Origin of the sequence: Brevibacillus ginsengisoli, assembly GCF_050113715.1 — a bacterium.
In the GTDB taxonomy this organism is placed as follows: Bacteria; Bacillota; Bacilli; order Brevibacillales; family Brevibacillaceae; genus Brevibacillus_H; species Brevibacillus_H ginsengisoli.
Genome location: NZ_JBNJQR010000002.1, coordinates 24,537 through 48,303, shown reverse-complemented (window position 1 = coordinate 48,303; position 23,767 = coordinate 24,537). Strand labels below are relative to the sequence as shown.

Here is a 23,767-nt window from a genome sequence, read left to right as displayed (position 1 = left end):
CTCCTTCATTCATTGTTCGAGCACCGCGCAAAAGGGTCTAATTCTTGCAGCAAGTGATTTTTTTACCCGTGAATGGCTAATCCATCTACCGCAAGAGCTGCCTCTTGAATCGCTTCAGAGAGTGTTGGGTGTGGATGGATGGTATGTCCGATCTCCCACGGAGTCGCATCCAGCACTCTTGCTAATCCTGCTTCCGAGATCATATCCGTTACATGCGGGCCAATCATATGGACACCTAAGAGATCATTAGTCGCCTTGTCTACAACCAGTTTCACGAACCCGTCATTCTCTCCATGGACAAGCGCCTTGCCTAACGCTTTAAAGCTGAATTTGCCGACTTTTACATCGTAGCCTTGTTCTTTGGCTTCCTGTTCGGTTAAGCCGACATTGGCTACCTCAGGACGACTGTAGGTGCATTTGGAGATTTTAGTGTAATCGAGTGGGTGCGCGTCTTGACCAGCCAAGTGTTCAACGGCCACAATGCCTTCATGAGAGGCAACGTGCGCAAGCTGAAGTCCGCCAATTACATCCCCAATGGCATAGATATGCGACTCGGCCGTTTGGAAAAACTCGTTTACAACAACCGCTCCACGTTCCACCTTAATCTCGGTCGCTTCCAGACCAAGATTCTCGATGTTGGCTTGACGACCGACAGAAACAAGTAGTTTTTCCGCAGAGAAGCTCTCGTTGGTTCCATTCACTTCCGCTTGAATGGTTACCTTGCCATCTCCTTTGGATACGGTTTCCGCCAAGACCTTCGCGCTTGTCACTATCTTGATTTTGCGTTTCTTGAGTAGTCGGGTCATCTCTTTGCTGATATCTTCATCTTCTAATGGCAAGATCCGATTGGCATACTCCACAACCGTTACCTCAACCCCAAAATCATTCAGCAAAGACGCCCATTCAATACCGATGACGCCGCCGCCAACAATCACGACGGAAGCTGGCAGTTCTTTGAGTTCCAATGCTTCATCGCTGGTAATGACGTATTCGCCATCGATTTCTAATCCCGGAAGTGTTCTCGGACGAGATCCTGTCGCGAGAATCAAGAAGCGTGGAACAATGATTTCTTGTTCGCCGCCCTCTGTCTCAATCCGTACGGCACCCGCCTGCGGAGAAAAAATAGAAGGGCCCATCACTCGACCGAATCCTTCATACACTTTGATCTTGCCTTTGTTCATTAAGTATTGAATCCCTTTATGTAACTGATCAATGATAGACTGTTTGCGCGCTTGCACTTTGCTGAAGTCATAGCCGATATTCTCTGCCAATATCCCGTATTTGTCGCTTTCCTTCATCGTTGCGTAAACTTCCGCACTGCGTAATAGAGCCTTGGAAGGAATGCATCCACGGTGCAAGCATGTACCGCCGAGCTTATCTTTTTCCACGATCGCAACTGACAATCCGAGTTGTGCAGCACGAATCGCTGCCACATAGCCCCCGGTACCCCCACCTAAAATGACGACGTCAAACTCTTGAGACATAGAGTTAGGTCTCCTTTTCTAATAGTTTTACTAGACAAGTGCCCATTGCATTCTGGCATAAGATTACTGTAAATTATCGACTCACGTAAGGCAACGACGGAAATTAACCGATGAAAGCCAATTCCCGTCGTTGCCTGATCCATTCATTACTCCAGTATAGTCGTTTCGATATTACCTTACACGCTTGAATTACTTGCTTAACAAAGACTTAGGGTCTTTCAAGAATGTACCGCGGGATTTCGCTACTCTAGCGATACGCTCTTCTGCCATTCTATCGGCCGCTTTATAGGATGGAATTCCATCGCGTTCAGAGATTTCGTATACGCGAAGAATGTTGTCGTACACGGTTTCTACTTTTTTCAACGCGCGTTCACGATTATAACCAAGCAACTCGTCTGCCACGTTGATAACTCCACCTGCGTTGATTACGTAATCTGGAGCGTAGATAAGACCCTTCTCATGGATGAGATCCCCGTGACGTTCTTCTTTCAACTGGTTGTTAGCCGCACCTGCGATTACTTTAGCTTTCAGAAGTGGAATGGTATCGTCGTTGATGATCGCACCCAACGCGCATGGCGAGAAGATATCGCAATCCACGCCGAAGATTTCATTGACTCCAACCGCTTTGGCTCCGAATTCATTAACAGCACGCCCTACATTCTCTTCATTGATATCCGTAACAATCAGATCCGCGCCTTCTTCATGAAGATGTCTGCAGAGGTTATAAGCAACATTCCCTACACCTTGAACCGCAATGACTTTACCGGACAAACTATCTGAACCGTAAGCTAATTTGGCAGCAGCTTTCATCCCACGATATACACCATATGCAGTGACTGGAGATGGATTACCGCTGGAACCAAACGCTGGAGATACACCGGTAACATAATCGGTTTCTTGATGGATCAAATCCATATCCGCTACGGTTGTTCCTACATCTTCTGCGGTAATGTAACGTCCGTTCAGTCCTTGTACGAAACGACCGAATGCACGGAATAATTCTTCACTCTTATGTTTTCTAGGATCGCCGATGATAACGGTTTTACCGCCACCAAGGTTAAGACCAGCAACCGCATTTTTATAGGTCATCCCGCGAGCGAGACGAAGCGCGTCAATAATCGCATCTTCTTCAGTATTGTATGTCCACATACGAGTTCCGCCCAATGCAGGCCCGAGTGTTGTATCGTGTATCGCAATGATTGCTTTCAAGCCGGAAGTCTCATCCTGGCAGAAAACCAATTGCTCATAATCGTAACGTTGAAGGTAGTCAAAAATTTTCATAAACAAATCCCCCTGTGCTGATAATTTCAATTCCATGCATCCATCGGAGTAAGTTACCCCTCATATAGTTTACTGGAAAAACACTGCCTATGTAATATGCAAGAGGCGTGCCAACAAAAATATTTTTTGAAAGCGCTTTACTAATTGTAGAAATTACGACACATTTCATTTTGTGAAACTTGTCATTGCATGCAGTATTTTGCACAAAAGCGCAAAAACTTGCATGCATTTTTTTGCACACAAGTTTTCTCTCTCATTCTTGGTCGATTCCTAATTTCTCTAATTTGTAGTATAAATTGCGCAATGACACACCTAACTCTCTGGCTGCTTCCGTTCGATTCCCTTGACATTGCTCCAGAACTAGTCGAATGTGCGTTCGCTCCGCATCATCTAGTACTTCTTTCAGCTTGCGCTTGTCCGTGAGTTTATTCTTTGACGGGTTTGGTTCAGGGGTATTTGAGCTTCTTTGCTCAAGCGTCGGTAAATGCCCTTCATAGATGATTGTCTCATGAAGCTTCATATTAATTAATGCACGCCCTAACACATTCTCTAATTCCCTTACATTCCCCGGCCACTGATAATGGAGCAGCCTCGACATGGCATCATCGGAAATATCTTGAACATTACGCCCATACTCCAAGTTATATTTGCGTAATAAAAAGCGAACGAGCGGTTTCATATCCTCTTTTCTTTGGCGCAGTGGCGGTATATGGATCGGCACTACATTCAACCGGTAATACAAGTCTTCGCGGAAGCGTCCACTCGAAATGGCTGACTCCAGGTTGACATGGGTAGCCGCAATGACACGCACATCAATCGGAATGGCTTTGGTCGCTCCAACTCGAACAATCTCCCTTTCTTGCAAGACACGTAATAGCTTGGCTTGCATTCCAATCGATAACTCCCCGATTTCATCCAGAAAAATGGTTCCGCCACTCGCTTCTTCAAACAAACCACGCTTGCCTCCGCGCTTGGCACCCGTGAACGCACCTTCTTCGTAGCCGAACAACTCGCTTTCTAAAAGCGACTCTGAAATAGCCGCACAGTTCACCCGGATAAACTGGTTGTACTTGCGTTGGCTGTCATTGTGAATCGCATGGGCAAACAGCTCCTTACCTGTTCCGGATTCCCCTCTCAAGAGGACTGTTGCTGGCGTGTGGGCGGCTTTGCCGGCTTGTTCGATCGCTACTTTCATTGGTTCGCTTTCACCGATAATTTCATCAAACGTATATTTCGCCTCAAGAGTTCGAATTAATCTGCGCGCTTTTTCCAACTCTTCTGTCAATGTTTTGAGTTCGGAGATATCGTGGACAACCCCTACACTCCCCTTCAGCTCCCCATCAACAATGACCGGCGCTACGTTGACCATGACATCTTTTCGTTTAGGGCCTAGTTTCATAGGAACCCCGCGAACAGGTTTCTTGGTTCGAAGCACTTGCATATGCATACTCTCGCCTTCTGAGATATCTGCTGATGCAGGTTTCCCGATCACCTCATCATGTCCAAGACCTGTGATTCGCGTGTAGGCGGGATTAAACAAGATGCCATATCCCTGCGCGTCTACGACAGAGATGGCTTCATCTGACGAGTTGATAATGGCTTGCAGCATGCTTTTCAGCTCTTTTAAATCCGTTACTTCTTCTGCTAAAGCCATGACTTCCGTTATATCTCGAAAAATAGCCACCGCTCCCATTACAGCACCATTTTCGTCCCGGACAGGCACTCGATTGGTGATAATCCTCGTCTTGTTGGGGAGCTCCTGTTCCTGATTCAGCTCCGGTTGCCCCGTTTGAAGTACAATGTGCAGTCTGGTGTTGGGGATTGTAGCCTCTGCCTCACTCTCCAGCACCTTCTCAGCTTCAATACCCATTAACTTCTCGGCAGCACGGTTAAATATCGTCACGACTCCTTTAGCGTTCACCGCAATGATCGCGTCATGGGTGGAGTTCAACATAATGGCGTGCTCTCGTTGACTGTGCGTTAATTGCCCGATCAGTTGCTCCCGTTCCTCAATCAGCCGCATTACCAGACTGGTGAACGTACCGGGGATGAGAACGACCTGGTTAGGTTTCTCCACCAGGATTTCCTGATAAGCCTGTTCATCACCAGTCGCTTCTAATATGACATCCACATTCTTATGTAGATAAGGAAGATAGCCCCTTCCTACTTCAATCCCTAATTTCTGTGCCAGTTGAATACCAGGCGCGTCCTCACGCTTGTCGATTACGGCCACAATATGAACCTGCTCCATTTTGACCAGCATATTGATCAGCGCACTACCGCCTTGGCCAGCCCCTACAATTAGCACCTGAAGCATAAGGTTCCCCCTTTTTCTCTATCTGGACGTCTATTTCCCTATCCATTGTATCTTATTTTGTCTGTTGGACAAGTAATAGATCATGCTATATGCTATATGATGGAAAAGAAATCTTGTTGGAAGAATTAATCAAGGAAGTGAACGGAATGCTTGCCCAGAAGATTGTCGCTCTACTCATTATGGTCATTCCTGCTGCCATTGCGGGCTTCGGAATCAAGCTGATGAGAGATGTCTGTTACTTATATTTTGATCCTGACATTCATACGTTCTTATGGGGACAATTTAGTATAGGCTTTATCCTATTTACGTTACCGGTCGCGTTTATCGCGGGCTTCATTCTGCATCACGATCGGAAGCGCAATCGTGTACAGCCTCGCTTCATGACACCAGAGGAAGATGATGAATAAGCAATCATTCACGATTTCCGTCCCAGCGAATCTAGCCAGTTGAGCCACCCTCTTGATTGGATCACCTTAGAAAAGGATTTCTGCTCCGCAAGCCCATGAATCAGGAGTAACAAGCAGACAATGGCAAGTTTGACTGGCAGAGCAAAAGCAATCATCATTTCAATCCCCAATAGAAAACCTAAATAATTGGCACCTGTATCCCCCAGCATAATCGATCCTTGCGCATCACGAAAAAAGAACCAAAGTGTACCACTGAAAACCGGCAGCAAAAAGATCCAAGCAATCGTGGAATAAAAGATCGGACTCGACGCGAATACAATACCAAACAGTAGCCAGAACACCTTAATGGCTCGAGCGGGTCTCACATCAAACAGGTTGATTAAATTGCTGGATAACGTCAAAAGTAATAGATGAACCACTGTTTCCACGATACCTTGAGACAGAGGAATACTGATAATCAGTGCCGTTCCCAAAATGCCAAATGCCTTCAAGAGTCCACTGGTCATTCTTTGTTCACGCCAAAGAGTGCTCAGATGACCACGAAGGCCTTTATTTTTATGGTCATGGGAAGTATCATCTTGCCATCCGAAGATCAGGACAGCGAATGAACCCACAAGAAATAAACTCATATCCTGTATGTACCCTTGGTAAAGAGCGAACACATGGATTAACCAAAGCTCAATCATCCAAGTAACGGTTACATTGACAAATAAGAGAATTCCACCCGCGGTGGGAATGAACAGACCTTCATAGTTTTTTCGAACCATTCCCTGTTTTCGCAAATAAGCGAGTCCTCTCTCATACCATAAGGAGAACAATCCGATAGGCGTAATGATGGCAATCATCAACAAAATATACTGTTTGTTTTCCAACGCTATCTGATCCATAGACCTTCTCCCATTTTCCTGCCTAGTGTTCTTGTGATGGCGACGAATTCCCGACCGCGGTGATAATACCCACGCCAATCATTGTTCGTTTGCCGATGAGTAAATTGAACCGGTATTTCTTTGACTCGATAGCCTGCTCGAAGAACATCTACCGTAAGACCAACTTCCACACCAAACCCCTTATCCAGGCTGCGAAGGGAGGAAAGCACTTCTCTGCGAATCGCTCTCTGACCCGATAGTGGCGAGACTGGGGTAAACCCGGTAAGCATACGAATTCCAGTTCGCGCCAGCCCTTTCGCCATTCCCAATCCCACTCGCTTCATTGGTTGCGGCAACACAGCGATGCTCATATCACACTGTCCTTCCAGGATGGGATCTGCTAATCGAAAGCCAAAGCGAGCACTTTCACACAAATCAGCATCAAGCAACATCACAATGTCCCCTCTGGATTGCTTCCATCCAGTCTGCAACGCGATCCCTTTGCCTCGATTGATGGGTAAACGAATTACTAAATCCGCCAGCTCACTGGCAATTTCCATCGTATTGTCGCTGCTGCCATCATCCACAACAATCAATTCCTGATGAGGAATGTACAATCGGATTGCCCGAAGCGTCCGTAAGATTTGAGAAGCTTCATTGTAAGCGGGTACCACAATACTAACTTTTTTCATTCTCCCACCTCTTCTCCTTTAGAAGAGTTTGTACAATCTCTAGCATTTTCCACTTTTTAGACGGAGTATTCGGCATCGTATCAACCTGAACCCACTTTACCCCTGATGGCAAACGATGAATCCACTCGGGAACTTCCTTGCCCAGAATCAGCAACGCTTCTTTTTGAGGGTTACTGGAGGTTACGGGAGGATCATAATGAACGACATGAAGTCCAACCGATTCCAGAATTCGTGTGTAAAGACTTGGGTTCAAAGAGTCAGGATACCAAATAAAAACGTGTTGCCCCTGCAATTCATTGGCATATCTCGTAACCATCAAATGAGTCACTTCTTCGTTGCTCTTCTCTACTTGCATCATCAGTTGATTGACTTGTTTCTTTAGTTCATTATTGCTTTTTAGCGTCTTGTTATATTTTTGCTCCATGGATTCAAAGATTTCCCGTTCTTTGGCGGTAAACCAGGATTGCCCGGCTGTACCACCTAACAAAATGCCAATAGCCAGCGCTAAAAAAATGGAGGCAATCGTAATAAAGTGATAGCGTATATTGATCATCGCGCAGCTCTCCTAAAATGTTAGCATCATCCATTGACGAACGAACATATTCAACACATTGCGTATGACCGGATTAATCGCCAAAATAGCCATAATCGGAGCCAACGATGCGAGCATAAACAAGGCCCAAGTATTTGCCGTCACGCGAGGCTGATACAGTTGGCTAACTCCTTTGGCATCGATTAGTTTGGGGCCGATTTTGGTCCTGACCAAAAGGGTGCTTGCCATCCCTTTTCGGCCTTTTTCTAAAAAATCAATCATGTTTGTATGGGTGCCAATCGTCACGATTAACTCCGCATCTTCTTCATAGGCCAAAAGCATCGCCACATCTTCACTTGTCCCTGGTGCTGGCAAAAGCTGATGGACTAACTGGAGACGCTCTACCCTCTCGTGACCGGGTGCGTATCCATTGACAAAGGCATGAACCACAATCTCAGCCCCGCATCGTAAGGCATCATCGGAGATACTGTCCATATCCCCAATGATGAGGTCTGGTTGGTAGCCTGACTCCAACAGAGCATCTGCTCCCCCGTCTACGGCGATTAGTACGGGGCGGCATTCTTTAATGTACGAAGATAGCATTTGCAGATCTTCCCGATAATGCTTGCCACGTACGACGACAATGACATGTCGACCCGCGATTTGCGTCTGTAAGCTCAGCTTGGGAAGTGGTTTCAAAAAGATGTCTTTCTCCCACTTTGCGTACATTAACGTGTTATCAATAAATTGCGAAAGCGTTCGGTCAAGCTGTGCATTCGCGATTTGCGTCTTTTTCCAAATGGAATCAGGTGTGACAACAGCAAGTTGAGCATAGGTTGCCCATCCGTTATGATGAAGCACTTGCAGAAGAAGTGAAGTGGTAATACGGACGGTTGACTGATCCTGAAGAGACATAATCTCCATCGGGCTATCCCCAACAACTTCAAACAGTGGAATCTTGGACTCAAGCAGCCGCTTGGCTCCGATCGATGGATAGGTTCCTGTCATGAAGCTTTTGGTATTAATCACTGCTCGTACATTGGCTTCAATCAACGCTTCCGCCGCTACCTCATCCACATCTTCATGCGCAATAATGGCAATTTGGCCTGGTTGAATTCGCATGCATAATTGTTTCGTCTTCTGATCCACTACAACGGTGGCTACGATGACTTGGGAGTTGGTTCGTTTTCGCTGAAGCAAGTACCCCACCTCCCCCGTAGTATGGCAATTCTTGCCTAGCTTCATGCAGAAACAAGGAGAAAAAGAGCATAAAAAAGAGACTATAACATCGTATAGTCTCTTCTTCGTTCGTATTCACTTCAGTCGTATGTAAGATTAGTGAGCCTGTGTAGCAAAGTATACAATCAAAGCGTCAGCAAATACGAAGATAGCTAAGGAAACCAGGCCAAATCCGACAGCAAATTTATTTTTTACTTTGGCAGAACGGTAAACACCAGCTGCAATGAAAAGGGTCATGATAAACATTAAGATGTCAAATAAGTTCATGATTCCACAGCTCCTTAATTATACAATTATAGACGTTCATTCCATACAATAGCAATTTCCATTATATAGTCTCCCATTTGGCGAAACAAGCCATAACCGCATTTGTGACATACGATTTCACAATTAGAGGGGAAATAACCTTCAACGAACGTTTACTTTTGCTTTGGAACTGCTGTGGAATGTTAGATGTGCGTGTACCCATCATCAATGACATCAAGCCTGCCGGTACTTGGATCCATGACAAGTCCATGAACAGGAACTTTATTGGGAAGGAGTGGATGGTGACGGATCATGGAGACACTGTTTTTCACACTATCCGCTACACAATCGAAGCCTTGAAGCCAACGTTCCAGATCCATACCCGAATACTCCAAGGTATTGATTGTTTCTTCTTTAATCCCTTGCTTAATGAATTTCTCTTTCATTGCGCGGGGATTCACACTTCCCATCCCACAGTCATAATGACCTACGACAAAAACCTCTTCAGCGTTCAACTCATAGATCGCGACCAGAATACTGCGCATCACACTGCCAAATGGATGTGAAACAACTGCTCCCGCTGTTTTTATTATTTTTACGTCACCGTTCTTTAAGTTCATACTGGCAGGCAAAAGCTCAATCAAGCGCGTGTCCATACAAGTGATTAATACAAGCTTACGTTCAGGGAATTTGGAGGTAAGGTAGGGAACATATTTTTGTTCCTCCACAAACTTATCGTTGTACTTTAGAATCTCTTTCAATAGGGTACTCATTCGAGCCACTCCCTTCTTTTTGCAATTAAGAATGTTCTATCTTACTTATTATATCCAATCTCAAGAGGAACATGAACCTTATCCTGCACTTTTAAAAAACTTGGCCTATACCATATTCCAATCCGCTAAAAAAAATACTCCCGACCTTAGAAATCGGGAGCAGATAAACCGTTTATGAATTTGGGCTAGGAGTTTTCAAGAACGTAAGGAACTACATAACCATGTTTTTCCAGATCCTCTTTGATAATGTCTGTCGGAACTTCCGACTTGAATTTGGTCAAAATCCGGCGGACACCATGATGCTTGGAATCAAAAGAAATACAAGAAATTACGTTTGCCTGATGGTCAGCCAGAAGCGTCATAATTTCCTTCATAATCCCTTTGCCTTCATAATGCGTAATAACCATCCGAGTGCCTTTGATCGTCATTCCAAATACTGATTCTAGTACCAATTCGATATCTTTTCGTTTGATAATTCCCAGGAAATGATTATTCTCATCCACAATCGGAACAAACGGATAGCGAACAATAATAGGAAGCAAGTCTTCATATATATGCTCGAATGTAAGCCGCGGAATTTGTTTATCCACACCTTCAGCTAGAGGCATTTGAATAAATTCATTGAATTCTCCAGTAAATTTGCCAGTTTCCAACAGTTCGAATATACTTCTCTTGCTTATAGAGCCATAGAAAGACCCACTTTGATCAACTACGGGAAGGCTATATAGGTTTTGTTGTCTCATCAGGTTTAAAGCATGGGAAATCGTTTCATTCGGTAATACGGTTGTTAAATTCTCTACAGGTGTCAAGCACTCCTGAATAAACATACAATGTTCCCCTCTCAAAAGATCTGTTTGAGTCTTGCTATAGATAATACGTTGACCAAAAAAATATTTTTGATCTGTCTTTATTGTACCATTTACAAGGCTTACATGCCAGATATTCGGAAAATAAAAAGCCTGTCCCAACAAGGTTCTAGACTTTTCGGTGAACGAAACAGATTATTTGCCAAAAAAATAATAAAAGTCCCTTCTGGATGGAAGGGACCCTGTTAGGATGCAGCAAAGATTTACGTCTTGGTTACTGAACATTAAAACGCTCTTTCATACTGCTTGGGAGCAACTTCTCTGGCCTGCCCCGATAGCGCTTGGATAGCATGAAGTGCCCAGTAAGGGTCCTTGAGCATGCCTCGTCCTACTGCCACCAGATCGGCATCCTCGTTGGCAATTGTTGCTTCAGCCAACTGTGGATCATCCAGGTTTCCAACTGCGATGACAGGTACTTGCAAGGCTTGTTTAATTGCTCGGGCAAAAGGCACTTGATAGCCAGGATGATTACCCGGCTTGCGCTTTCCGGCCGGTCCTTCTCCACCTGAGCTCACATGAAACACGTCTACACCGGCTTCTTGGTATTTGCGACTAATTTGGATACTGTGCTCAAGGTCATAACCGCCGTCCATATATTCCACTGCCGAAATGCGCATGATCAACGGCATCTCTGGCGGCATAACACTCTTGATCGCACGGATAACCTCCACTCCGAACAAGGAGTAATCTTTTCCGTATTGATCGTCTCTGTTATTGATGGATGGAGAGTGGAATTGATGAATGAGATACCCGTGAGCACCGTGAATTTCAATGGTATCAACCCCGGCTTTGATCGCTCGAACAGCAGCATCCTGAAACTTTTGCACCATTTCCTTGATTTCCTCTGTGGTAAGTGCTCGTGGTTTTTTATATTCATTACTAACAGGAATCTCGGATGGTCCAACAGGAACTTCCGCATCTTCCGCTTTACGTCCAGCATGAGCGATCTGAATGCCTATTTTGGCCCCATATTTATGAACCTCACGAATGATTCGTTGAAAAGCGGGGATATGATCATCAGACCAAAGTCCAAGATCATAATCGGAAATTCGGCCATCCGGCTCCACATCCGTCATTTCCATAATGATGAGCCCGGTACCGCCCACCGCTCTCGAAACATAATGGACAAAGTGCCAATCATTCGGGATCCCATCTTTGGCATCGACAGAATATTGACACATCGGTGGCATCACGATTCGATTTTTGAGTTCCAATCCCTTTATTTTATAGGGTGTCATTAAACTAGTCATATCGCTACTCCCTTTCGTCTCAATTCCAGTGTATGTACATCCTGATTATAAATCTGTTACTTCTCTTTTTAAAGCATAAAATTTATTGTTATTTGCTTGTCTTTTTAAACCACAAAATGCTTAAAAACGTGTCCAGAATGCAATTCCGATCAGGGATGGGAAGAGTTTGTTCACTCTGTTAAACGTTCTGGCATGATCACCCCTTCTCCCACCTGATCTCCCTGTTGACGTACTTGATAAGCCCGTGCTGTGTCTGAGGAAGTGACTGCTTTATATAATTGAGTACCGATGAAGTGAAGAGCAACCTGATCTTCTACCGCATATCCTCCCAGCAGCTCTCCACGCGCAATCATTTGTAGATAGGTCAGTCTCCTTGAGGCTTCACTGTCATAGTGTGGGCAGTTACTGCCAGGCAAGAAGCCCAAAGCGTTGATCGCTGATAATCGCCCAGGAACGGAATCGGTTAAACCTTGTTCAAACCAACAAATCGATCCCGCACTAATGCCCGCCAACACAATACCTTGCTTCCACGCCTCTCGTATAATCTCGTCAAGGCCCCATGCTCCCCAAAGCGCAAGGAGGTTTCTTGTATTTCCCCCGCCTACGAACAGGATATCTTGATCCATAATCATTGCTTCAAGATCCGAGAAATTGGGTTTTAATAAAGAAAGATGAGACGGCTGACAATTCTGTTTCTCGTAGTATCGATAAAACCGTTGGATATAATCCTCGGAATCTCCGCTTGCGGTTGGGATAAAGCAGATTCTGGGATTGGCTTTTCCTGATTGCTTCAGGATATAACGATCAAGTGGAGAACGCTCCTGATTGCTGGAGAAACCTCCGCCTCCAAGAGCTATGATTTGTCTGGGTTTCATGATTATCTTTTCCTTTCGATTCTTGGCCTGTTTATCATTTCGAAGACTTCAAAACTCTAGAATTGAATAGAGCACACGAATAACAGAATGGCCGTCAGGATAAACGAACTTGTAACTACGTTTGGCAGCCTCTTCATCTGCTGGCTAGGATACCAACCGTGAAATTGCAGCCAATTCCGATAGGCGACAAACACCAGAAGAACATTAGCGAGGAATGGCAGGAAAACATTTTCTTTCATCCGCACGTGAAAATAAAGGATTGCCCAATTCTCGAAAGCCAAAAGCAACCCTAGACCAAAGAATAGAATGAATAAGACACGAACGATTTCTAACAAGAAGTACAGAAATTTGTTCATGATTTTCTCTCCACTTCATACACACAGATCTCTGGAAAACAGTTGATCCTAATCGGCAACCTTGCCGTTCCCAATCCTCTCGTTATGCCAAAGTACCCGCCAAGAGTCTGGATGACCCCAAGATGAAAGTGACGGTAACTGCCAAAGGTTCTAGAAAACAGCCTCACTTGTCCCCCGTGAGTATGACCCGTCAATAGCAGATCGAAGCTTACTTGATGCTCCTTCACATAATGGATGATGTTCGGTGAGTGGGCGAGTACAAGCTTAAAATTATTTTCAATCTCCTTTATTTCTGGAGGATATTTCTCATTGCCATATATAGAATTATCAAATCCGAATAGGAGTACTTTCGTCCCTTGAATCACGACCTCTTTACAGCTATTTTCCAGTGTCGTGATTGGGTATGTTACCACTCTCTTGTAGGAATGTTCTTCGGGTATCACTCGCTTGCGAAAATAAACCATTTCCTCCCGCTCATAGTTGCCAGGCACAAAAAACACACCATGCCTACTCTGAATTTTCGCAAGCTCTCGAGCCACCTTGGGCAATTGTGTTGCTTTATTCGTCAAATCTCCTGTTATACAGAGCAAATCAGGATTGAGATGATTCACCAAGGAACTGATAGATCCATTCAAATACTGTATTCGCCCATGTAGATCCGAGATATGAACGATTCGAAAAGGGTGCTTGACATTGGCTTTAAATCGGTATGTTCTCTTTTTTACATAAAGCGTGTTTACTAAAATGAAAAGAATAAGAAGGGAAGTACCTATTGCCGCAATGAACATAAAATTGGTTGACACCTCTTTTTTCAAACTTCGCCTGTGGCATATCCAAGCCTTTCCTATCTACAAAAAAAAGCCCTGTTTAATAGCATGTCATTGCGCTTAAACAGGGCTGAATATACCAATTAAAATATCAGTCGATCGAAAAGTTCACTTACGCTAAACCGATGACACAACCTTGATCATCCAAATAGACATTCTCTGCGGCCGGCTTCTTCGGCAAACCTGGCATGGTCATAATGCTTCCAGTTAAAGCCACAATAAATCCCGCGCCCGCTGAGATTCTTATTTCACTGACTTGAATGGTAAATCCGGTCGGTGCCCCCAATAGTTTAGGTTGGTCAGAAAAAGAGTATGGTGTTTTGGCCATGCAGACAGGCAGGTGAGCCAAGCCCATTTCCTCTACTTTCTGTAAGGTTTTCAATGCGACTGGAGCAAAGGCGACAGCCGCCCCTCGGTAGATTTCTTTGACCACGGTCTCAATCTTTTCTTTAATACTTAGGCTGTCTTCATAGAGAAACTGAAAGGAATTCTCTTGATTCTCAGCCAAGCGGACTACCTTATGAGCTAGTTCCACACCACCTTGTCCACCCTCTTCCCAGACGTTAGACAAAGCGGCTTCCACGCCAAACTCATGACATAAGCCCAGCAATGCGTTGATCTCTGCTGAAGTGTCAGAAGCAAATTGATTAATGGCAACCACAACGGGAACGCCAAACTTGCGAAGGTTTTCCACGTGACGCTGGACATTCGCGAAGCCTTGCTGTACCGCCGGAATATTTTCGATAGATAAGTCAGGGATACCTACCCCGCTGTTGTATTTCAAAGCTCTAATCGTGATCACAACAACCGCCGCAGCAGGTTGAAGATTGGCTTTTCTGCATTTGATATGGAAGAATTTTTCTGCTCCCAGGTCAGCTCCAAAGCCCGCTTCGGTTACCACATAGTCCGCTAATTTAAGCGATAGCTTCGTTCCAATCACACTGCTGCATCCGTGCGCGATATTGGCGAATGGCCCTCCGTGGACGACGACTGGGGTCCCTTCGATTGTTTGCACCAGATTGGGTTTGATCGCATCCTTTAACAACACACACATCGCATCTACCGCTTGTACCTCTGATGCTGTGACTGGTTGATCATTCTCATCGTAGGCAATGATGATCTGGCTTAAGCGCTTCCGCAGGTCTTCCATATTTTCGCTCAAACAAAGAATCGCCATTATTTCGGAGGCTGTGGTAATCATGAAGCCATCCTCGCGGGTTGTTCCGTTACCTTCACCCAAACCGATCACGATATTGCGCAGCGCTCGGTCATTCATGTCCATGGCGCGCTTCCAAACGATTTTGGAAGGATTGATTCTTCTAGTGTTTCCATGGAACAGGTGATTGTCAATCATTGCTGCCAACAAGTTATGAGCCGCAGTAATGGCATGAATATCCCCAGTAAAATGAAGGTTAATCTCATCAGCAGGAAGGATTTGAGCTCGTCCGCTTCCGGTCGCTCCCCCTTTGATCCCCATGCATGGTCCAAGTGAAGGCTCTCGGAGCGCAGCAATCGTCTTTTTGCCAATCAGATTCATTGCTTGGGAAAGCCCAATGGTTGTCAGGGTCTTACCTGCACCAGCCGGGTTGGGGTTCATCGCTGTCACCAAAATCAGTTTGCCATTCTCATTGTCTTTTACTTTCTCTACTAGTTCATTTGAAAGCTTGGCTTTATACTTTCCGTAAAGCTCCAGGTCTTCTTCTGCAATCTGTAGTTGTTTGGCTATTTCGATAATTGGTTTCATGGTTGCCCCCTATCATTCATTCAATACATTTATTTTTTCAAATCATGTGGCAACTTGCAAGAAGCATCCTCCAAAAAATGTGTGAATCATTTATTTTTCATCTTACTGTTCCGCTAACCACATCGACCAGAATAATACAGCCAACCTTCCTACCATTTAACCTCTATCTTAAAAAAAGGCACCAGCTTTACGCTAGTGCCTTCTAGTTCCCACTCTAGAACTCAATCTTATTCGATTTGACTTCCACGTTAATTTTTACTTCATTTTTCTTGCCGTCCGTGATCGTGATGGTTACTGTACCTTCTCTTAATCCTTTAATCTCCAAGGTTTTGCTGTTCATTTTTACCGTTGCGATCCTCGTGTTGCTTGATACCGCTTTGTACGGTGTCTTCCCGCCGCTTAATGACAGTTTAATGCTTTGATCTTCCAAAACGGAATATCGGTTAGGTTCTGAGATATCCGGCCCCGAATTGTCCGTTTGAAAGATTGAAGCGTAAACAACGTTTGTCTTTCCTTTGGAGTCTTTAACTAGACCGTCTGGAACCATCAAATAGAAGATCGTTTTTTTCGTCAAAGGTGATTTCGGTTGAAAGGTAATGGTGCTGTTAGAAATGGTGGTTTTACCAGTAATTTTGTGGTTGTTTACGTCCATGAGCGATATGGAACCTTTACCCTCTTTAATCGTCCGGTCAAAGGTGATTTTTATCGATTGCTTGGAGCTTACTCCCATCTGCATTTCATAGGGGGTAACGTTTGTAATGATCGGTCCTTCCGAGGTTCCCGTTTTAAAAATATATGAGTAATAAGTGTTCTGTTGTGAAGCATCTTCCGTTCTTTGAACCGATTTTTCCTGGATTTCCAAGATGTAGTTGGATGAGCTCGAAAGATTTCTGGTTGGTTTGAAGGTAATCGTATTATTTTTGATGGATGCCGTACCTGCTACAGTATCTTTTTCACCAACCTTGCGCAGCGTTACTCCCGAAGAACCGTTTACCCACTCAATCGGATACAGAAATGTAACTGCAGGTTGAATATTAATCGGCACACTCGTGCTTTCAACTATTGGGTTTGTGTACATAACGGCAAAAGAATTCGCAGCAAAGCTGGCGTCTGTACTCTCAGATGTCACGGCTTGTACCGCAGTGGTGTTAAGTCCAACCCCAAGTAGTAGTGTTAGTACGAGCAATAGTCGTGTAATCTTTTTCATTAGTGACCTCCTAATCTTTCTCCCAAGGAAGATTATACCATAACTCTTCTAATCTCTCTTTAATTCTCTTGGACTAAGTTTCTTTCTCTATCGATTCTAGCTCTTCTTTAATCAACGCCTTGTTCTTATACATACGGATGTCTGCCTGCCTGATTAATGCCTCCATGTTTTGACCGTCTGTGGGATATTCGCTTACGCCGATACTTGCCGTAACTTGAAGTACCTGTTCATCCAATAGAATCGGGAATGACAGGATTTCCTCGATTTTCTGAATGATGTTGCGGGACTCTGCATTATTCTGATTGGGAAGTAGAATGATAAATTCATCTCCGCTCAGCCGAAAAATATTTTCTTTATTGCCAAAGCAATGAATAAATCGTTCGGATACCTTTTGCAAAAGCTGGTCTCCTACCAAATGCCCATATGTATCATTAATCTTTTTAAACCTATTGACGTCCAATAATATAACGGTAAATGGTTGATTCTTCTGCTGTCCGATCGATAACAGATTCTGGATCGTTTTTTCAAATAGAAGCCGGTTGGGTAATGAAGTTAAATGATCGTAATGCGCCAACTGAGTGAGAATAACGGAGATTCGTCTTTGATACACGATCATCCAGTACGCCATAAAGAGTAACAGGATCGGAACAAGCGTATAGCTCTTGACTAGGAAGTGGGCATGAGCCATAGTTTTATCCCAGATCTCACCGTCAAAGTCAATTCCTAAAACAGCATCAATCTTCCCGTCATGGTAAATCGGTGTGAAGGCCCCAATTGAATAGCTGAACTCATCTCTCGTCGGAGTAGGCTCAATAGATGTGATTCCACGGAAGGCGTCCTCCAGCTCAGGAATGTAGTTATCGTATATTTTTCCGATTGGGCTTAATGCTTCCCTTTTTCCACGAATGATGCCGTTGTGATCATAATCAGTCTCAGGAGAGATGACGAAATAATTACGACCGTCAGTAGATTTTCTGAGAGTATACATACATTGAATTTTATTACTGAATAATGTCCACATTTTCGTTTTTTTCATTAGATTTTGATACGTCAGGCTATTTTGGGGTGTATCGCTTGTAAGAAGATAATGCCCTTCCTGCTCCAATTCCTTGCTAAAGGTTGAGGCGAATCCAGTGATGATCTCCGTTAACTCTTCACGCTCTTTCTCTTCAACATGAACGGTTAAGATATAGCCAACGGTCAAAAAAGCAACTGTTGCACCAAGTATTCCGATTGGTAAATAACGAAATATTTTTTTCTGATCGCTTAAGCTACATCCTTTTACTTGATAACGCAGGAACATATGTAAAAGCCCAAAACCGATGAGTACCATTGTTGAAAACAGCAAGTATTGATTACTGTACAACATGTGAGTTAGCTCCCTTGATAGTAGTGTGAAAGTTGTGTATATCAATACCCGATTTAACTATTTGTAAACCTTTATTCCCTTATTCACTCTCCTTGAACTCTTGCTTGTCCCAACAGACCGCTTCTTCAAGCCTTAGATCAAATACGGCTAAAAACGCATCCACAAGCTCTTTGGCCGCTTCATTCCCTCCGCAATACTCTGGAGAGATTGCTACTGTGATGACGTTCCAATCACATAAACGTTTCAACTTCTCCAAGGATTCCCGAATCTGGTGGATTGGTTCAAGGCGAGGATTCAACACATCTTCCGAGCGATTGAAATAATCAAGGTCAATATCAAGAATCTTCGTCTGTTCCATCTGTAAACGACGCAGGTCAAAATCAGCCCAAAACGATTCCAAATCATGAAAGCGCTGATGGGTGTACCGGCAATCTATTGGCAGTCTGGAAAGAATCGTTTGACAATACTCGTTGCGCTTCTCTATCGCTTGGTAGCTGATCTCTTCTAGAGAAAGCACGTCCTCCGCTTGATGAGAAACGAAGATAGTCTCCCCGATCGTAGCTCTTGCCACTGCTGCCCAGATAAAATTATCGATCTGCATCTTGTTTGGCGGACATACCTGACCACTCGCGAAATCGTGTCCCTGTGCAACCTTCAGGATCTCCTCGACGCTGCTGGCTTCCGAGAGTCCTTCAACAAAAACGCCATCTGGCGTGTCATCCAAATGGGCGTCTACATGCACGAGTATGGATTGAGTCTTCAGGTTGCCTATGGCTTTTTCGATTTCCCATGCCGCGAATGCCCAGTTGTGTTGTCGCATAAGGTAGATTCTTTTATTAGGAAAATAGACTTTCCAATCAAAATTATGTTGCCAGGACAATTGTATCACTCCGTTCACAAATGAAGAATCCTATTCATAGATTCGTCAATAATATCATTAGAAACCTTGGCTGTCGCCAAGCCTCTGGCGCAGGCGAAGCCTTAGTTGCACTTATGTAGATCGGAATTTTATATAAATACCGATCTACTAAAAAAAGAACTGCCCTATTTGACAGTCCAATAAAAAAAGAGAACGGTTATTGTAAGTCGAGCTTCCATGGGATTCTATGGACCGGGCTGCTCTTCTTAGTGTACATTTGAGCTAAAAAATGACTTTTTTCCTGTACGACTTTACAACTATCATCTAATCCCTCGAATCTCTCCCCAGCAATGTAAGCAGTGAAATACTCGTCCCATCCGATGAATGTTTGCTGAATTAACCTTGCTGCCACGAGCATATTTTTCTCCGTCACTTTCCTGTCTAAATACCTTGAGGCAATCCCTAACTGACACAAATATAAATAGATTGCGTAATCATAGGCAATAACACCCGCTTCCGGGAATCTTCTCAAATATTCGTTCACGATTCTTGCCTTAACGTACTTTTCCTTGTCATTTGAAATGGATTGTAAATACGCGGATCGCTCCGTTTCTGATAGAACCGATAGAAAATGTTTGACTTCGTTATATTTTTGCCGATTCCCTTCCTCCAACAGCCATTTCAATCTCAGGTGCAATTGGTAATCGTTATGGATTCCCCATCGTTTCAGGTGTCTCTTGGCGTATAAGATGTCTGCAATCCTTTTGAATCCAAATAAGGCGAAATAATAAGCAATCGTACCATTCATACATACAAATGAGAGCCCACGTATATATCGCCTCTGCAGGTGGTTCAATCTCCATTTTCGAAACATATTCATTATACAGTTTCCTTTTCCGTTAATTTTAAACCGCTCGATACGCTCTCCACAATCCCATCGCTAGTTGGAGGTAGAAATACAGCAACAAGATGTTTTTCAATAGCGCATCCATGAATTGATTAGATTTGGAGGAAGACTTCTTTTTAACCGATGCTTTTTCAATTGAGTCAACTCGATCTTCGCTTTCGATAAATTGGTAGCCGACATATTTTCCTGCCATTTCAATTTTTAAATCATGGCTTACTGATTTCATCTTGTCGATACCACCTTTGATCGTCAACCAATCCTTTGTTGATAAAGCTTGAACACGTCCATAGATTTCTACTGTTTTACCGTTCTTCAATCCATTATTTTCATAGACTTCGTTCAAATCCTTCAAATTCATCACGATAGTGACGGGCTCTTGATCAACCCAACCAAGACACACGGCTTTTTTATCCATTGCAGGTGAACGTAACTGATTAAGCTTATTCGCTGTGATCATTTTGGGAATTGGATCAACCACATAGAACAACTCAATGAATTCTAATTTACTGATCGTTGCCTTTATCGTTGTAGAATCTGAATGAACCTTTTTTAAATCCTCCACATTGTGAATAACCATATGATCCTCAGGCTGTATCGCATGTACGGAAGGTTGTTCTTGTAGATTGGTAATACTCGGAAAAGGAAGCGCCATCTGAAGTACAAGTAGAATCACAATGGTTCTGCCGCTTCTCCTTAACAAAATTGAAATAAAAATAAAAAAGCTGAAAATATAGTGTGCGAGGTACTGATACCATTTTCTTTGATCATCTGGTTTTATATAGAATTTTGCAACGTGCATATTAAAATACAGATCGCTATCCCATTTGGCGTTTGGTCCCATACCCAAATAAGATTGATACGCCTTCTCCATCTCATGCAGTTGATAGTGACATTTCGCTTTCAGGCTTAGCGCATCCAGATGGTCGGGATGATGTGACAGGAAATATTCGCAATCCTCGATAGCAGCTGAAAACTGTTCCTTGTCAAAAAAGACACGGGCTCGGGACAAATAACAATCCCACTCATTACCATTAATTGAGATCGCATGGTTGAACGCTGCAAGCGCCTGATCAGGTTCACCCATCCGCAAATGGTATTCCCCTTGCAATCGAAGCAAATCCGGATCGTCCTGATACAACTCATAAGCGTTGGCGAGAAACTCCTTTGCTCGTTGCATATCATTGTTCATCAGAGCAAAGAAAGCATGCTCACGCCATCCGACGAAGCGATCAAAGTCGACTTCTGCTTCTTTTGGAAAAAATGTATACCGTAGTTCCCATGGATTTCTGATTGCGCCTATCAGATAGTTCGCAAAGGATTCCGAGTATTCGTAATAGATCTGTCTTTCTTGATTACGCCATTGGAATTCGTTGTCGAGCAAAAGCCAAATCTCACGCGGCAGATGCCTGTGATCTTCCAGAAACTCCAGCATCTGCTCACTAATGGTTTGCTTCAAATCGATATCCCACAGTACATCCGAACGAAGCAATTGTTCCCATTTCTCCCGATCGATTCTAGCAAAAAAATTATCGTATAAATCTTCCACCTGCTGCATAAATTCGGAAATTTTGTCCGAATGATAAATCGGGTCCTCCTTATGTCCCTCGAAGAAATGAATCCAAGGAGGAGTCTTTATATCCAGTTCGGAATCGTCAATCTCATCCGAATCATCCTGATCGCTTTGGTTGCTGTCTTCACTTTGGCTTGTGATGACAATTTCCGATTCCCGCTCTTGAATCCGCTTCTTGCCTGCCTGCTTGATTGCCCAATCGTACGCTTCCCTTAGTCTTTGATAGCCTTCAGGATCATCTTCTGGATGATGAACTTTTAGTTTTTTGGCATACGCCCGCTTAATAGCAGCGACATCATCCGTTGGTTCAATCCCGATTATTTCCCAGATACTCATTAAAAATTGTGCCACCTCTCCATGCTTTCAAGTTCTTTTTGCAATTGAAGGGCGGCTTTGTTAATTGCCATTTCATTCTGAGTTGCAAGGACTTGTTCAAATCTTTGCAGAATGAAAGCGATCTCTTCGCGTTTATCCCCTAGTGATTCCTCGTATAAACGTTCTCCTCTGGCAAGCAACAACCGATTGGCTGTTCGATCACGAGGATGAACTTTAATGTCTTTGAGCTCTTCAAACCGCTTCTCGATTTCCTCCATCGTAAGGGTCCCCTGACTTTGCTCGATGATCATTTTTTTCTTAATGCTAGTTTGCAGCGCAGTAACTTCAACCTCTAATATGCCGTTAATGTCATAGGTGAATCGCACATCAATTACTTGATCGCCCGCTCGTACTGGTGAAACGGGAATTTGAAGTTCGCCAAGTTTAATATTGTTCTGAGTGCGTCTGCTCTCCCCTTGAAAGATAACGACATTAATCTCAGTCTGATTGTCCTCAATCGTACAGTACCTTTCCACCCTACTTACAGGGATTGGGGTATTGCGTTCGATAATTGTTGAAAAATAACCACTCTCGAAGCAATGATTCCCCATCCTCTTCGTCGTTTCAACTCCTAGGGTATATGGGCAAACGTCCGTCAAAACGACCTCGCTTAACGCTTCATTGCGATCTTTCAAAGCGGCCTGAATCGCTGCACCTAAAGCAACCGTCTCGTCCGGATTAATGTGTGAAAAAGGCAGTCGACCAAACATTTTGCTAATGACCGATTTGATAACGGGCATACGGGTTGCTCCACCAATTAGTACAATCGCGTCCAAATCTGCCGAAGTAAGCCCCGCATCTCTTAATGCGCGTTCAATTGGTTGACGCAAGCGTTGAATAAGGGGATGAACAAGCTTTTCAAATCCAATCCGATCCATGCTAACTTCATAGGTTTGCTCTTTCCATGTAAGGCGCATTGTCGCGCTGTTCTCATTAAATAACCTACATTTGCACATTTCCGCTTGCTTGAAAATAGCCGAACGGGCCTTGCTGTCGAGATCATCCACCGGAAGTTTTTGATTATCGATAAAATAGGATGCGAGCAGTTCGGTAAAATCTTCACCACCGAGGAAGTTGTCACCCGCAATCGATTTCACTTCAAGCACACCTTCGAACATTTCCAAAATTGAAACGTCAAATGTGCCTCCCCCTAAATCAAAGACAAGAAACTTCGTCTCGGACTCTTGTTGATGCAGACCATAGCAAATCGCCGCTGCGGTAGGCTCGCTGATCAAGCGTTCTACTTTCAATCCGGCCATTTCGGCCCCTCGTTTCGTAGACTTACGCTGTGCATCATTGAAGTAAGCAGGAACGCTGATGACCGCTTCCGTCACCGGGTAGCCGAAAAATGCTTCCGCGTCTTCTTTCAACCTCCTCACGATGAAGGAGGAAAGCTCCTCTGGTGTGAATGTATACTTGCCTAGGTTGTACTTCTTTTCTGTGCCCATGTAGCGTTTAAAAGCGGCTACGGTTGCCTCCGGATGGGTGATCAATCGTTCCTTGGCTATTTGGCCAACCAGTATTTCACCGCTCTCATCAACACTTACAACGGATGGGGTAAGATTCTCCCCAAGAACATTCGGAATAATAGCTGGTCCATTTTCTGTCCAATAAGCGACCAAACTATTCGTCGTTCCTAAATCAATGCCGATTGTTGTCATAATTCGGCCTCTTTCCTTGTGTGATTTTTCCACAAAACCTTTATTTCACTGTTCATTTGTAATA

General features: G+C 44.0%; 22 protein-coding genes. 1 reads left to right on the top strand and 21 read right to left on the bottom strand.

Going from position 1 to position 23,767, the window contains the following annotated elements:
• Nucleotides 1-62 precede the first annotated feature (62 nt).
• The 3 genes from lpdA to ACQCN2_RS03765 all read right to left on the bottom strand — a co-directional run bounded on the left by lpdA (nt 63) and on the right by ACQCN2_RS03765 (nt 5,082).
• On the bottom strand, nt 63-1,484 hold the full coding sequence (gene lpdA, locus ACQCN2_RS03775; protein WP_426927566.1) for a dihydrolipoyl dehydrogenase: 1,422 nt from the start codon (nt 1,482-1,484) through the stop codon (nt 63-65).
• Nucleotides 1,485-1,673: 189 nt separating this feature from the next.
• Entirely contained in the window at nt 1,674-2,765 is a 1,092-nt protein-coding gene (locus ACQCN2_RS03770) for a Glu/Leu/Phe/Val family dehydrogenase (protein WP_426927565.1), read from the bottom strand.
• A gap of 253 nt (nt 2,766-3,018) precedes the next feature.
• Nucleotides 3,019-5,082 carry a sigma 54-interacting transcriptional regulator gene (locus tag ACQCN2_RS03765; protein ID WP_426927564.1) on the bottom strand — a complete coding sequence of 688 codons (2,064 nt, stop codon included), beginning with the start codon at nt 5,080-5,082 and terminating at the stop codon, nt 3,019-3,021.
• A 146-nt stretch (nt 5,083-5,228) separates the two neighbouring features.
• Between ACQCN2_RS03765 and ACQCN2_RS03760 the strand changes: the two genes are divergently transcribed.
• Nucleotides 5,229-5,489 carry a DUF2627 domain-containing protein gene (locus tag ACQCN2_RS03760; protein WP_426928159.1) on the top strand — a complete coding sequence of 87 codons (261 nt, stop codon included), beginning with the start codon at nt 5,229-5,231 and terminating at the stop codon, nt 5,487-5,489.
• An 8-nt stretch (nt 5,490-5,497) separates the two neighbouring features.
• On the opposite strand, the gene ACQCN2_RS03755 is transcribed toward ACQCN2_RS03760, so the two are convergent.
• The 18 genes from ACQCN2_RS03755 to ACQCN2_RS03670 all read right to left on the bottom strand — a co-directional run bounded on the left by ACQCN2_RS03755 (nt 5,498) and on the right by ACQCN2_RS03670 (nt 23,703).
• Entirely contained in the window at nt 5,498-6,376 is an 879-nt protein-coding gene (locus ACQCN2_RS03755) for a hypothetical protein (RefSeq protein ID WP_426927563.1), read from the bottom strand.
• Nucleotides 6,364-7,047 (bottom strand): glycosyltransferase family 2 protein, encoded by a 684-nt coding sequence (locus tag ACQCN2_RS03750; RefSeq protein ID WP_426927562.1) that lies wholly within the window; start codon nt 7,045-7,047, stop codon nt 6,364-6,366. The genes ACQCN2_RS03755 and ACQCN2_RS03750 overlap by 13 nt, the downstream gene beginning before the upstream one ends.
• A complete protein-coding gene (locus tag ACQCN2_RS03745) occupies nt 7,034-7,600 on the bottom strand; it encodes a copper transporter (protein ID WP_426927561.1) in 567 nt (188 codons plus the stop codon). Before ACQCN2_RS03745 ends, ACQCN2_RS03750 begins: the two co-directional genes overlap by 14 nt.
• A gap of 12 nt (nt 7,601-7,612) precedes the next feature.
• Complete coding sequence (gene steA, locus ACQCN2_RS03740; protein WP_426927560.1) at nt 7,613-8,788, bottom strand: putative cytokinetic ring protein SteA; 1,176 nt, start codon at nt 8,786-8,788, stop codon at nt 7,613-7,615.
• Nucleotides 8,789-8,914: 126 nt separating this feature from the next.
• On the bottom strand, nt 8,915-9,085 hold the full coding sequence (locus tag ACQCN2_RS03735) for a DUF2759 family protein (protein ID WP_426927559.1): 171 nt from the start codon (nt 9,083-9,085) through the stop codon (nt 8,915-8,917).
• Between the two features lie 182 nt (nt 9,086-9,267).
• A complete protein-coding gene (locus ACQCN2_RS03730) occupies nt 9,268-9,837 on the bottom strand; it encodes a beta-class carbonic anhydrase (RefSeq protein WP_426927558.1) in 570 nt (189 codons plus the stop codon).
• 185 nt (nt 9,838-10,022) lie between these two features.
• On the bottom strand, nt 10,023-10,664 hold the full coding sequence (locus ACQCN2_RS03725; RefSeq protein WP_426927557.1) for a CBS domain-containing protein: 642 nt from the start codon (nt 10,662-10,664) through the stop codon (nt 10,023-10,025).
• 263 nt (nt 10,665-10,927) lie between these two features.
• Complete coding sequence (locus tag ACQCN2_RS03720) at nt 10,928-11,953, bottom strand: NADH:flavin oxidoreductase/NADH oxidase (protein ID WP_426927556.1); 1,026 nt, start codon at nt 11,951-11,953, stop codon at nt 10,928-10,930.
• Nucleotides 11,954-12,123: 170 nt separating this feature from the next.
• Nucleotides 12,124-12,828, bottom strand: a complete 705-nt coding sequence (locus tag ACQCN2_RS03715) for a Type 1 glutamine amidotransferase-like domain-containing protein (protein WP_426927555.1) — start codon at nt 12,826-12,828, stop codon at nt 12,124-12,126.
• A 56-nt stretch (nt 12,829-12,884) separates the two neighbouring features.
• Entirely contained in the window at nt 12,885-13,184 is a 300-nt protein-coding gene (locus ACQCN2_RS03710) for a hypothetical protein (protein WP_426927554.1), read from the bottom strand.
• Nucleotides 13,181-13,972 carry a metallophosphoesterase gene (locus tag ACQCN2_RS03705; RefSeq protein WP_426927553.1) on the bottom strand — a complete coding sequence of 264 codons (792 nt, stop codon included), beginning with the start codon at nt 13,970-13,972 and terminating at the stop codon, nt 13,181-13,183. Before ACQCN2_RS03705 ends, ACQCN2_RS03710 begins: the two co-directional genes overlap by 4 nt.
• Before the next feature lie 151 nt (nt 13,973-14,123).
• Entirely contained in the window at nt 14,124-15,755 is a 1,632-nt protein-coding gene (locus ACQCN2_RS03700; protein WP_426927552.1) for a formate--tetrahydrofolate ligase, read from the bottom strand.
• Between the two features lie 214 nt (nt 15,756-15,969).
• Nucleotides 15,970-16,962, bottom strand: coding sequence for an Ig-like domain-containing domain (locus tag ACQCN2_RS03695; protein WP_426927551.1), 993 nt, complete (start codon nt 16,960-16,962; stop codon nt 15,970-15,972).
• A gap of 73 nt (nt 16,963-17,035) precedes the next feature.
• Nucleotides 17,036-18,331: a GGDEF domain-containing protein gene (locus ACQCN2_RS03690; RefSeq protein ID WP_426927550.1), complete on the bottom strand. Its 1,296-nt coding sequence runs from the start codon at nt 18,329-18,331 to the stop codon at nt 17,036-17,038.
• A 79-nt stretch (nt 18,332-18,410) separates the two neighbouring features.
• The gene (locus ACQCN2_RS03685; protein ID WP_426927549.1) at nt 18,411-19,151 is read right to left on the bottom strand and encodes a hypothetical protein; all 741 of its coding nucleotides are present in this window, start codon (nt 19,149-19,151) and stop codon (nt 18,411-18,413) included.
• Between the two features lie 256 nt (nt 19,152-19,407).
• Nucleotides 19,408-20,070, bottom strand: a complete 663-nt coding sequence (locus ACQCN2_RS03680) for a DUF1266 domain-containing protein (RefSeq protein ID WP_426927548.1) — start codon at nt 20,068-20,070, stop codon at nt 19,408-19,410.
• Nucleotides 20,071-20,095: 25 nt separating this feature from the next.
• A complete protein-coding gene (locus ACQCN2_RS03675; RefSeq protein ID WP_426927547.1) occupies nt 20,096-22,003 on the bottom strand; it encodes a J domain-containing protein in 1,908 nt (635 codons plus the stop codon).
• Nucleotides 22,003-23,703, bottom strand: a complete 1,701-nt coding sequence (locus ACQCN2_RS03670) for a molecular chaperone HscC (protein ID WP_426927546.1) — start codon at nt 23,701-23,703, stop codon at nt 22,003-22,005. Before ACQCN2_RS03670 ends, ACQCN2_RS03675 begins: the two co-directional genes overlap by 1 nt.
• Between the last annotated feature and the right edge of the window lie 64 nt (nt 23,704-23,767).

What these genes read in the sequence shown, in the direction of transcription:
- lpdA (WP_426927566.1), bottom strand. Translation starts at nt 1,484, where the DNA reads ATGTCTCAAGAGTTTGACGTCGTCATTTTAGGTGGGGGTACCGGGGGC.
- ACQCN2_RS03770 (WP_426927565.1), bottom strand. Translation starts at nt 2,765, where the DNA reads ATGAAAATTTTTGACTACCTTCAACGTTACGATTATGAGCAATTGGTT.
- ACQCN2_RS03765 (WP_426927564.1), bottom strand. Translation starts at nt 5,082, where the DNA reads ATGCTTCAGGTGCTAATTGTAGGGGCTGGCCAAGGCGGTAGTGCGCTG.
- ACQCN2_RS03760 (WP_426928159.1), top strand. Translation starts at nt 5,229, where the DNA reads ATGCTTGCCCAGAAGATTGTCGCTCTACTCATTATGGTCATTCCTGCT.
- ACQCN2_RS03755 (WP_426927563.1), bottom strand. Translation starts at nt 6,376, where the DNA reads ATGGATCAGATAGCGTTGGAAAACAAACAGTATATTTTGTTGATGATT.
- ACQCN2_RS03750 (WP_426927562.1), bottom strand. Translation starts at nt 7,047, where the DNA reads ATGAAAAAAGTTAGTATTGTGGTACCCGCTTACAATGAAGCTTCTCAA.
- ACQCN2_RS03745 (WP_426927561.1), bottom strand. Translation starts at nt 7,600, where the DNA reads ATGATCAATATACGCTATCACTTTATTACGATTGCCTCCATTTTTTTA.
- ACQCN2_RS03735 (WP_426927559.1), bottom strand. Translation starts at nt 9,085, where the DNA reads ATGAACTTATTTGACATCTTAATGTTTATCATGACCCTTTTCATTGCA.
- ACQCN2_RS03730 (WP_426927558.1), bottom strand. Translation starts at nt 9,837, where the DNA reads ATGAGTACCCTATTGAAAGAGATTCTAAAGTACAACGATAAGTTTGTG.
- ACQCN2_RS03725 (WP_426927557.1), bottom strand. Translation starts at nt 10,664, where the DNA reads ATGTTTATTCAGGAGTGCTTGACACCTGTAGAGAATTTAACAACCGTA.
- ACQCN2_RS03720 (WP_426927556.1), bottom strand. Translation starts at nt 11,953, where the DNA reads ATGACTAGTTTAATGACACCCTATAAAATAAAGGGATTGGAACTCAAA.
- ACQCN2_RS03715 (WP_426927555.1), bottom strand. Translation starts at nt 12,828, where the DNA reads ATGAAACCCAGACAAATCATAGCTCTTGGAGGCGGAGGTTTCTCCAGC.
- ACQCN2_RS03710 (WP_426927554.1), bottom strand. Translation starts at nt 13,184, where the DNA reads ATGAACAAATTTCTGTACTTCTTGTTAGAAATCGTTCGTGTCTTATTC.
- ACQCN2_RS03705 (WP_426927553.1), bottom strand. Translation starts at nt 13,972, where the DNA reads ATGTTCATTGCGGCAATAGGTACTTCCCTTCTTATTCTTTTCATTTTA.
- ACQCN2_RS03700 (WP_426927552.1), bottom strand. Translation starts at nt 15,755, where the DNA reads ATGAAACCAATTATCGAAATAGCCAAACAACTACAGATTGCAGAAGAA.
- ACQCN2_RS03695 (WP_426927551.1), bottom strand. Translation starts at nt 16,962, where the DNA reads ATGAAAAAGATTACACGACTATTGCTCGTACTAACACTACTACTTGGG.
- ACQCN2_RS03690 (WP_426927550.1), bottom strand. Translation starts at nt 18,331, where the DNA reads ATGTTGTACAGTAATCAATACTTGCTGTTTTCAACAATGGTACTCATC.
- ACQCN2_RS03685 (WP_426927549.1), bottom strand. Translation starts at nt 19,151, where the DNA reads ATGCGACAACACAACTGGGCATTCGCGGCATGGGAAATCGAAAAAGCC.
- ACQCN2_RS03680 (WP_426927548.1), bottom strand. Translation starts at nt 20,070, where the DNA reads ATGAATATGTTTCGAAAATGGAGATTGAACCACCTGCAGAGGCGATAT.
- ACQCN2_RS03675 (WP_426927547.1), bottom strand. Translation starts at nt 22,003, where the DNA reads ATGAGTATCTGGGAAATAATCGGGATTGAACCAACGGATGATGTCGCT.
- ACQCN2_RS03670 (WP_426927546.1), bottom strand. Translation starts at nt 23,703, where the DNA reads ATGACAACAATCGGCATTGATTTAGGAACGACGAATAGTTTGGTCGCT.